The 2,162-nt window shown below is 74.4% G+C and carries 2 protein-coding genes and 2 pseudogenes; 1 reads left to right on the top strand and 3 read right to left on the bottom strand.

What is annotated here, in order from left to right; translation table 11 throughout:
• Window positions 1-138, bottom strand: a pseudogene (locus CCN56_RS45250) (amino acid transporter); the annotation flags it as partial.
• Between the two features lie 80 nt (window positions 139-218).
• Between CCN56_RS45250 and CCN56_RS36895 the strand changes: the two are divergent.
• Window positions 219-1,145: a LysR family transcriptional regulator ArgP gene (locus CCN56_RS36895; RefSeq protein WP_086832090.1), complete on the top strand. Its 927-nt coding sequence runs from the start codon at window positions 219-221 to the stop codon at window positions 1,143-1,145.
• 30 nt (window positions 1,146-1,175) lie between these two features.
• On the opposite strand, the gene CCN56_RS36890 is transcribed toward CCN56_RS36895, so the two are convergent.
• The gene (locus tag CCN56_RS36890; RefSeq protein ID WP_086832089.1) at window positions 1,176-1,553 is read right to left on the bottom strand and encodes a VOC family protein; all 378 of its coding nucleotides are present in this window, start codon (window positions 1,551-1,553) and stop codon (window positions 1,176-1,178) included.
• Window positions 1,554-1,564: 11 nt separating this feature from the next.
• A pseudogene (locus CCN56_RS36885) lies at window positions 1,565-2,162 on the bottom strand (cellulose-binding protein); the annotation flags it as partial.

Here is a 2,162-nt window from a genome sequence, read left to right as displayed (position 1 = left end):
GATCGCGACGACCGCGAGGACGGCGTGACGGCGGGCGCCCTGGCGCAGGACGAACGCGTTCTGGGCACCGATGGCCACGATGAGGGAGAGGCCGGTTCCGAATCCGGCGAGTACGGCGGCGAGGATGCTGCTGGTCATGGCTCCGACCGTAAGGACGACGCCCTGATGAGTACAGCTAAAGATTCTTACGTACCCTTAGCCACGCTTATGCTCTTCTCGTGGACGAGCTTCCCCTGGACCAGGTCCGGACGCTGCTCGCGGTGGTCGACGAGGGCACCTTCGACGCCGCGGCCGCCGCCCTGCACGTGACCCCCTCCGCCGTCAGCCAGCGGGTCAAGGCCCTGGAGCAGCGCACCGGCCGGGTCCTGCTGATGCGCACCAAACCGGTGCGCCCCACCGAGTCCGGCGAGGTGGTGGTCCGGTTCGCCCGCCAGCTGGCGCGGCTCGAACGGGACGCCCGCGCCGAACTGGGCCTGGCGGCCGAGCAGGGCCCGGTCCGGATCCCGATCGCCGTCAACGCCGACTCCCTGGCCACCTGGTTCCTGCCCGCGCTCACCCGGGTTCCGCAGGACCCGCCGATCTGCTTCGAGCTCCACCGGGAGGACGAGTCCCACACCACCGCCCTGCTGCGCGAGGGCCAGGTGATGGCGGCCGTCACCTCCTCGCCCGACCCGGTGGCCGGCTGCACGGTACGGCGGCTCGGCCTGGCCCGCTACCGGGCCGCGGCCTCACCCGAGTTCGCCGCCGTCCACTTCACCGGGTCCCTGGCGGAGGACCTGTGCGAGGCCCCGACCGTGGTCTTCGACCGGCGCGACGGCCTCCAGGACGCCTTCGTAAGGTCCCTCACCGGAGGTCGTTCGGGCGCGGGGCGCATCCGCCACCTGGTGCCCACATCCGACGGGTTCCGGGACGCGGTGGCCTTCGGCCTCGGCTGGGGCATGGTGCCCGAACCGCAGGCGGAGCCGCTCCTGCGCTCCGGCCGGCTGGTGGAGCTGGCGCCGGCGCGGCCCATGGACGTCCCGCTGTACTGGCAGCAGTGGAAGCTGGACTCGCCCGCCCTGTCCACCGTCGCCGAGGTGGTGGCGACGGCCGCCGCCGAAGCACTGCTCACCGACCGGGGAAGCGGCGCGCCCGAGAACGCCTGACGCCGCCGCACCACCGGCAGGACGGGCCCCCTACGCCGCCCCGCGCGGGATCGTCAGGCAGAAGGGGTGCCCCGCCGGGTCCAGGACCACCCGCCACAGGTCCGGCCGGGGCTGGACGTCCGGGACGGTCGCACCCCACTCCACGAGGCGGGCCGTGGCCCCGTCCAGGTCGTCGACGTCGAAGTCGAGGTGCAGCTGCTGCGGGGCCTCCTGGCCCGGCCAGGACGGGGGACGGTAGCCGTCGACCCGCTGGAAGCCGAGGAACAGGCCGCCGTCCGCGCCGCGCAGTCCCGCGAACTCGTCGTCGGACCGGTCGGCGAGCGGGATCCCCGTGGCCCGGTGGTAGAACGCGGCCAGGGCCATGGGGTCGGCGCAGTCGAGCGTGACCGCCGTCAGTTTCATGAGCATGGAGCGGGAGCCTACTCGGCGGCCTCGGGGCCTTCCCCGTCCTCCAAGTCGCCTTCCTTTTCCTGCGGTTCGGGGGCCGGCTCGGATGCCGGTTCCGGAGTCGGCTCCGGTGTCGCCGGGCGGCCCGTCAGTGCCGCGAGCGAGTTGCGGATGTGCTCCATGTGGGAGTGGATCTCGTCCCGCGCCTCCTCGTGCTCCCGCAGCACCCGTTCCGTCTCGCGCTCGATCCGCTCCGCCTTCATCCTGGCCTCGGCGAGCAGCTCCTCCGCGCGGGCCTCGGCGTCCTCCTGGCCGTGCCGGGCCTGCTCCTCCGTCTCGGCCAGGGCCCGCTGCGTCTCCGCGAGCCCCGCCTCCGCCGCCGCGACCAGTTCCTCGTGGCGGGCGTCCAGGGCCGCCGCCTCCGCCTCGGCCGTGCGCTCCGCCTCTGCCCGTACGGCCTTCTGCTCGGCCCGCTGCTCCGCCAGGAGCTCGGCCGCACGCCGCTCGGTCTCCTCGAAGGCCTCCCGCGCGGCCTCCCTGGCGCCCTCGGCGTCCCGGCGGGCGATCGTCCCCATCTCCTCGGACCGCGCGCGGGCCTCCTCCAGGGTCGCCCGGGCCGCCGCGTCCGCC

The sequence above is a fragment of the Streptomyces sp. NRRL B-24572 genome, from assembly GCF_002156145.1.
GTDB classification, from domain to species: domain Bacteria; phylum Actinomycetota; class Actinomycetes; order Streptomycetales; family Streptomycetaceae; genus Streptomyces; species Streptomyces vietnamensis.
This window is presented reverse-complemented; position numbering and strand designations above follow the sequence as displayed.

What these genes read in the sequence shown, in the direction of transcription:
- CCN56_RS36890 (WP_086832089.1), bottom strand. Translation starts at nt 1,553, where the DNA reads ATGCTCATGAAACTGACGGCGGTCACGCTCGACTGCGCCGACCCCATG.